4 protein-coding genes and 1 pseudogene are annotated in these 6,998 nt (G+C 69.3%); all 5 read left to right on the top strand.

Annotated features, from left to right (window positions below):
• Positions 1-212: 212 nt before the first annotated feature.
• Positions 213-1,049: a response regulator gene (locus tag QPK32_RS25560; protein ID WP_290415602.1), complete on the top strand. Its 837-nt coding sequence runs from the start codon at positions 213-215 to the stop codon at positions 1,047-1,049.
• A 276-nt stretch (positions 1,050-1,325) separates the two neighbouring features.
• Positions 1,326-4,343 carry an ATP-binding protein gene (locus QPK32_RS25565; RefSeq protein WP_290415603.1) on the top strand — a complete coding sequence of 1,006 codons (3,018 nt, stop codon included), beginning with the start codon at positions 1,326-1,328 and terminating at the stop codon, positions 4,341-4,343.
• A 236-nt stretch (positions 4,344-4,579) separates the two neighbouring features.
• Positions 4,580-5,068, top strand: a pseudogene (locus tag QPK32_RS25570) (response regulator); the annotation flags it as partial.
• A 217-nt stretch (positions 5,069-5,285) separates the two neighbouring features.
• The gene (locus tag QPK32_RS25575) at positions 5,286-5,645 is read left to right on the top strand and encodes a GGDEF domain-containing protein (protein ID WP_290415604.1); all 360 of its coding nucleotides are present in this window, start codon (positions 5,286-5,288) and stop codon (positions 5,643-5,645) included.
• 156 nt (positions 5,646-5,801) lie between these two features.
• Positions 5,802-6,875, top strand: a complete 1,074-nt coding sequence (locus tag QPK32_RS25580) for an oxidoreductase (protein WP_290415605.1) — start codon at positions 5,802-5,804, stop codon at positions 6,873-6,875.
• Positions 6,876-6,998 lie beyond the last annotated feature (123 nt).

The raw sequence follows: 6,998 nt of genomic DNA on the forward strand, positions 1-6,998 counted from the left end.
ATGATGCGTCTGTCTCCTCTATTCTCCTCCAAGGATAGATTCAGCCCGCTGACTCAGCGGGCTTTTTTTTTGGCCCGCGCACGGGCCCTGCGAGGCCCCGGCCCACCCCATCCGCCGAGGGCGGCTTTCCCGCCAGTCGTGCCGCCCCTTGTCGCATTTTTGGTGTACGATTCCTCCTCTTTTCGTTTCGATAACAATATTTACAGGTTGCTATGGTTGCTTCCGGCAAGTCCGCCCTTTCCTCGTCGTCGTTCGACTGGTCCGCATCCCGGGTCGGCGATCCTGGGCAATGGTCTCCCGCGCTGCGCCTGGCAGCCGACCTGATGTTCAACAACCAGGCGCCGATGCTGCTGGCCTGGGGCCGCGACGGTGCCGTGCTGTTCAACGACGCCTATGCGAAGCTGGCCGGGCCCGCCCATGGCCGGGTGCCGGGCGGCGCCGTGCCGCAGCGGGCTCCCGCGCCGCTGGCGGCCGCGCCCGAGGAACTCCAGCGTGCGTGGAGCGGAGAGGCGGCCGTCGCCGGCGCCCGCGTGCTCGGCTTCGACGGCGATGCGGGGCTGGACCTCGCCTACGACCTGTATTTCACCCCGGTCCGTGATAGCGGTAACGGCGACGTTGCCGGCGTACTGTGCGCGCTGGGTACGGCCGAGACGGCGCTGGGCGTCCCGGACACGGGTTCCAACGCGCTGCGCATCCTGGTGGTGGAGGACAACCTGGACTCCCAGTATCTCGTCTGCGAGATGCTGCGCGCTTTCGGCCACGAGGCCGACGGCGTGGGCCACCCGAACGACGCCTTGACCCACCTGGCAGCGCGTCCTTACGACGTGCTGTTCACGGACGTCAGCCTGCCCGGCATGTCGGGCGTGGACCTGGCGCGCAAGGCCGTCGCCGACGCGCCGTCCATGCAGGTGATCTTCGCTTCCGGCTATGGGGACACGCTGCTGCGCCACGTGGAATTCCCGTATCTGTCGCTGCAGAAGCCGTACGAGCTGGACCAGTTGCAGGCTGCGCTGGACAAGGTGGCGAGCAAGACGCCCGGCCGGGCCTGACGCAGTGGTCAACGGTGTGCAGCGAACGGCCCGCGCTGGGCTAGAATCCAGCTACGTCTTGCCGAGCGATACCGGCGGGACCCCGCGTGCCTCGCGCCCGGCATCCCGTCCCGCCGCGGGCCGCGTTTGCGGCCCCGCTTTGCGGTACCCGCGCGCACAACCACGACCCATGAACCACTTCGCATCCGCCAGCTGTCCCGCTCCTTCCGCCGCACGCGCCACGCGTTGCGCCGGCGTCGGCACCGGCAGCCGCGTCGTGCCGCCGACGAGGTACGCGTGAGCCGCGACCGCGACATCCTGCCGCATGGCGACGCGGCGGCGCAGCAGGAGCTGGCCGCCACCCGCGAAGCGCTGCGCCAGGCCCAGGCGCGCATGGAAAACATGCTCGACAGCCTGTCCGACGGCGTGTGCGCCATCGACCACGGCTGGCGCATCACCTATATCAATGGCCGCGCGCTGGACATCCTGATGCCCGGACAGCGCACCCGCGCCGACGTATTGGGCGCCGAGCTGTGGGAAGCGATCCCCATGCTGCGCGGCAGCCAGCTCGAACCGGTCTACCGCCAGGCCATGGCGACGCGCGCGACGGCGATCCAGGAATTCCTGCACCCCGTGCTCGAACGCTGGTTCGAAGTGCGCGCCCATCCCTCGCCGGATGGCCTGACCCTGTATTTCCAGGACATCAACCAGCGCAAGGCCGACCAGCAGGCCCTGCGCGACGGCAACACGCGCCTGCAGGTGGCGCTCGACGCCGGCCGCTTGGGCGACTGGCGCTGGGAAGCGGCGACCGACCGCGTGTTCCTGGGCGAACGCGCGGCCGCCCTGTTCGACCTGCCGGCCGAGGTGCCGCTGCCGTGGGCCGAGCTGCGCGCCCGCCTCGACCCGGCCGACCGCGAGAACGTGCGCCGCGCCGTGCTGCAGGCCTTCGCCGTGCACAACGACGTCGAACTCGAGTTCCGCGTGCCGGGCGCCGCCGGCGCGGGACGCTGGATCACCCTGGTGGGCCGCGTCGACTACGCCGACCAGGGCGCGCGCGAGGGCGTGCTGGGCATGACGGGCGTGGTGCAGGACGTGACCACGCGCCGCAGCGCCTCGGAGACGCTGCGCCAGAGCGAGGAAGTGTTGCGCGCCCTGGCCAACACGATCCCCCAGCTGGCCTGGATGGCGCAGGCCGACGGCGCCATCGTCTGGTTCAACGAACGCTGGTTCGACTACACGGGCACGACGCCCGACCAGGTCGTCGGCTGGGGCTGGCAATCGACGTGCGAGCCGAGCGTGCTGCCGGCGGTCAAGGAACGCTGGGAAGCCAGCATGCGCAGCGGCGATCCGTTCGAGATGGAATACCCGATCCGCGGCACCGACGGCAAGTACCGCTGGTTCCTGACCCGGATCAATCCGGTGCGCGACCGCCACGGCCACGTGCTGCGCTGGTTCGGCACCAATACCGACGTCGACCAGGTCAAGCGCGCCGAACAGGCGCTGCGCGACGAATCGCACGTGCTCGAGCTGCTCAACAGCACCGGCAGCGCCCTCGCCTCCACGCGCGATTTGCGCTCGCTGCTGCAGACGGCGACCGACGCCGCCACCGGCGTCGCCGGCGCGCGCCACGGCGCGTTCCTGTACCTGGCCCAGCAGCAGGCGGACGGCAATATGTTCTCGCTGTACACGGTGTCGGGCGCCAGCCCGGCCGAGTTCGAGGCGTTCGGCGAAGCGGGGCCGGACGGCTTGTTCGGCCCGGGCAATCCGGCCGGCGCGTCCCTGATGCGCTCGGACGACGTGACCCGCGACGAGCGCTTCGGCCCGACCGGCGCGCTGGGCACGCTCGGCCTGCCCGCCGGCCACCCGGCCGTGCGCAGCTACCTGTCCGTGCCGGTCGTCGCGCCCTCCGGCGAAATGCTGGGCACCATGTTCTTCGGCCACCCGGAACCGCACATCTTCAGCGAACGCACCGAACGCATCGTGCGCGGCATCGCGGCCCAGGCGGCGGTCGCCATCGACAACGCGCGCCTGTACGAGGCGGCCCAGCGCGCCGCCGAGGAACGCAAGGTGCTGCTCGAGAACGAGCGCCTGGCGCGTGCCGAGGCCGAGCGCACCAGCCAGATGAAGGACGAGTTCCTGGCCACGCTGTCGCACGAATTGCGCACGCCGCTGTCGGCGATCCTGGGCTGGGCCCAGGTGCTGCGCCGCGGCAGCCGCGACCAGAACGACCTGCAGAAGGGCCTGCAGACGATCGAGCGCAACGCCCGCGCCCAGGCCCAGCTGATCGAGGACCTGCTCGACATGAGCCGGATCACGTCCGGCAAGGTGCTGCTCGACATGCAGACGGTGGCGCCGGCCAGCTTCATCGACGCCGCCGTCGAGACCGTGCGCCCGGCCGCCGACGCCAAGAACATCCGCATCGACAAGCACTACGCGGGCGATGCCGGCATGGTGGCGGGCGATCCGGCGCGCCTGCAGCAGGTCGTGTGGAATCTGCTGTCGAACGCGATCAAGTTCACGCCGCGCGACGGCCGCGTCGACATCGACCTGTCCCACAACGAGGCCAACGTCGTCATCACCGTGCGCGACAACGGCGCCGGCATCCGCCCGGAATTCATCACCCACGTGTTCGAGCGCTTCCGCCAGGCGGACGCGTCGATGACGCGGCGCCACGGCGGCCTCGGCCTGGGCCTCGCCATCGTCAAGCAATTGATCGAGCAACATGGCGGCACCGTCCGCGCGGAAAGCCCCGGCGAAGGCCGCGGCGCCAGCTTCACCATCGAGCTGCCGCTGGCCAAGCAGGCGGCGCCGAATCCGCGCGCGGCGCGCGCCGCCATGATCCGCCCGGCCCCGGCCACGCCGGAAATGACGGTGCTGGACCTGTCCGGCGCCCGCGTGCTGGTCGTGGACGACGACCGCGACGCGCGCGAACTGATCAAGCGCATCCTCAGCGATTGCGGCGCCCACGTCGACATCGCCGGCAGCGCCCGCGAGGCGCTCGAGATGGTGCGCAGCGCCCGGCCCCAGCTCCTGATCAGCGACCTGGGCATGCCGGAAGTGGACGGCTTCGAACTGCTCGACCGCGTGCGCCAGCTGCCGCGCGACGCCGGCGGCCTGGTGCCCGCCATCGCGCTGACGGCGTTCGCCCGCTCCGAGGACCGCCTGCGCGCGCTGGAGGCGGGATTCTCGGCGCATATCTCGAAACCCGTCGAGCCGAGCGAGCTGATCGCCACGGTCGCGGCGGTCATCGGCCCGTCGGCGCCGTTGTTCAATCGTGACGCGGCTGCCACGGCGGGCCGAAACGGCGTACGCTAGCAGCTCGTTCTGTATCGATAGCGCTCCTACCTGCACACGCGGCGCTGTCCTACAAGAAATTCTCGACGAGCTGCTAGACTATAAATGTTGCACTGGAGCTGGACTGCGTTCAGGAATCATATCTCGACCGCTAAACGTCCAGCCTTGATTTGACGAGAGTACGCATGCCGAGCCGACAAGACATCCTGAACGCAAAGATCCTGGTCGTAGACGACTCCCCGGACAATATCGAATTGATGGAAGAGATATTGCGCGAGGAAGGCTACACCGATGTCAGCTCGACGATGCTGCCCGAGCAGGTCTGTCCGCTGCATCGCGAGCACAACTACGACCTGATCCTGCTCGACCTGCAGATGCCCGGCCTGAACGGTTTCCAGGTCATGAAGGGCCTGAAGGAGATCGAGCAAGGCGGCTACCTGCCCGTACTGGCGCTGACCGCGCAGCCGAGCTTCAAGATCGCCGCGCTGGAAGCGGGCGCGCGCGACTTCATCAGCAAGCCCTTCGACCTGCTGGAAGTGCACAAGCGCATCCACAACATGCTCGAAGTGCGCCTGCTGTACAAGGAACTGGCCCAGTACAGCCGCGCCCAGCAGGAACTGGCGCTGCACGACGCCCTCACCGGCCTGCCCAACCGCCGCCTGCTCGAGGACCGCATCGAGAACGCGCTGCAGCACGCCAACCGCAATCACCACAAGGCCGCCGTCATGTACCTGGACCTGGACGGTTTCAAGGCGATCAACGACACCTACGGCCACGCCTACGGCGACGAGATCCTCAAGATGGTGTCGCAGCGCCTGCTGTCCAATTCGCGCAAGGAAGACACGGTGGCGCGCCTGGGCGGCGACGAATTCATCGTGCTGCTGGCCGACGTGCACAGCCTGGGCGACGCCCAGGGGCCGGCCNTCGCAGCGCCTGCTGTCCAATTCGCGCAAGGAAGACACGGTGGCGCGCCTGGGCGGCGACGAATTCATCGTGCTGCTGGCCGACGTGCACAGCCTGGGCGACGCCCAGGGGCCGGCCGCCAAGCTGGTCGAGGCCTTGTCCGAACCGTTCTTCGTCAACGACCTGACGCTGCAGCTGTCGACCAGTATCGGCATCAGCCTGTACCCGGACGATGCGGAAAACGTCGTCGACCTGATCAGCATCGCCGACTACGCGCTGTACGAAGCCAAGCGCGCCGGCAAGAACCGCTTCTGCTCGAACGGTAGCGCCGCCCGCCAGGCCGCCCTCGCCGTCAAGCCCACCATGCCGGCGCCGCCCGCGGCCCCGGTGGCGGCGCCGGAACTGGCCCAGCATCGCTGACCGGTTCGTCTTCCGGCACCCGACAAGCCCACTTCGCGTGGGCTTTTGTTCGTCCACAGGCTCCCGCTCATGCCCGGCTTAGGGCATTTTTATGCATGAGTGCGGCAAACCATGCAAAAACCGGCAATAATATGGCATCGATCTCAAGGACACGCCATGGAACGCACACCACTACGCGTCGGTCTCGTCGGCTTCGGCTTCGCCGGCAAGACCTTCCACGCTCCCCTCATCCGCACTACCCCGGGCCTGCAACTCGCGGTCGTGTCCAGCAGCGACGCCGCCAAGGTGCACGCCGGCCTCGGCCCGGACGTCCAGGTCGTCGCCGACGCGCGGCTGCTTGCCACCCATCCGGACGTCGACCTGGTCGTCATCGCCAGCCCCAACGCCACCCACTTCCCGCTGGCCCGGGCCGCGCTGGCGGCCGGCAAGCACGTGGTCGTCGACAAGCCGTTCACGCTCGACGCCCGGGAAGCGGCGCAACTGGCGCGCATGCCCGGCCCCGGCCAGGTGCTGAGCGTGTTCCACAACCGGCGCTGGGACAGCAGCACGCTGGGGACGCGGCGCATGCTGGCCGAGGGCCGGCTGGGCACGATCCGCCATGCGGCGATGCACTTCGACCGCTTCCGCCCCGTGCCGCAGGCGCGCTGGCGCGAGGACGACGCGCCCGGCGGCGGCATCTGGCTGGACCTCGGTCCCCACCTGCTCGACGAAGCCCTGCTGTATTTCGGCGCGCCGCTGGCGATCCAGGCCGACATCGTGCAGCTTCGTCCCGGCGCCCGCACCGACGACGCCTTTCTGGCCGTGCTGCGCTATGCGGACGGCCTGCGCGTCGAACTGGGCGCCAGCATGCTGGCCGCGGCGCCGCGCCCGCGCGTCGTGCTGCATGGCACGCGCGGCAGCTACGTCAAGCAGTCGCTGGATCCGCAGGAAGCGGCATTGAAGGCGGGCCTGCTGCCGGACGGCAGCGCGCGTTGGGGCGTGGATGCGGAAGACGGCATCGCCACGGTGGAGGAAAACGGCACGCTGGACACGCGCCCGGTCGCGACGCCGGACGGCGCCTACCAGGAATACTATGCTGGCGTACGCGACGCGATCCTGGGCAAGGGCGCGAACCCCGTCAACGCCGGGCAGGCCTTGACGGTGATGCGCCTGCTGGACGCGGGGCGGGCCAGCGCGCGGCAGCGCCGGGAAATCATGCTGGACGACATCCGGCAGGACGACGTCGCGTAGGGTGGGCGGCTTCGCCGCCCACGCGTCCAACTATGGCGAGCGCTGCCACGGAGCCTGCACGGATTGAACGCGTGGGCGGCAGAGCCGCCCACCCTTGTATCTTGATTGAGTTGGTGGTTAGCT

The sequence above is a fragment of the Massilia sp. YIM B02763 genome, from assembly GCF_030412015.1.
Classification (GTDB): Bacteria; Pseudomonadota; Gammaproteobacteria; order Burkholderiales; family Burkholderiaceae_D; genus Telluria.

Bases quoted from the DNA above. Each gene is read 5' to 3' on its own strand.
- QPK32_RS25560 (WP_290415602.1), top strand. From the start codon at position 213: ATGGTTGCTTCCGGCAAGTCCGCCCTTTCCTCGTCGTCGTTCGACTGG.
- QPK32_RS25580 (WP_290415605.1), top strand. From the start codon at position 5,802: ATGGAACGCACACCACTACGCGTCGGTCTCGTCGGCTTCGGCTTCGCC.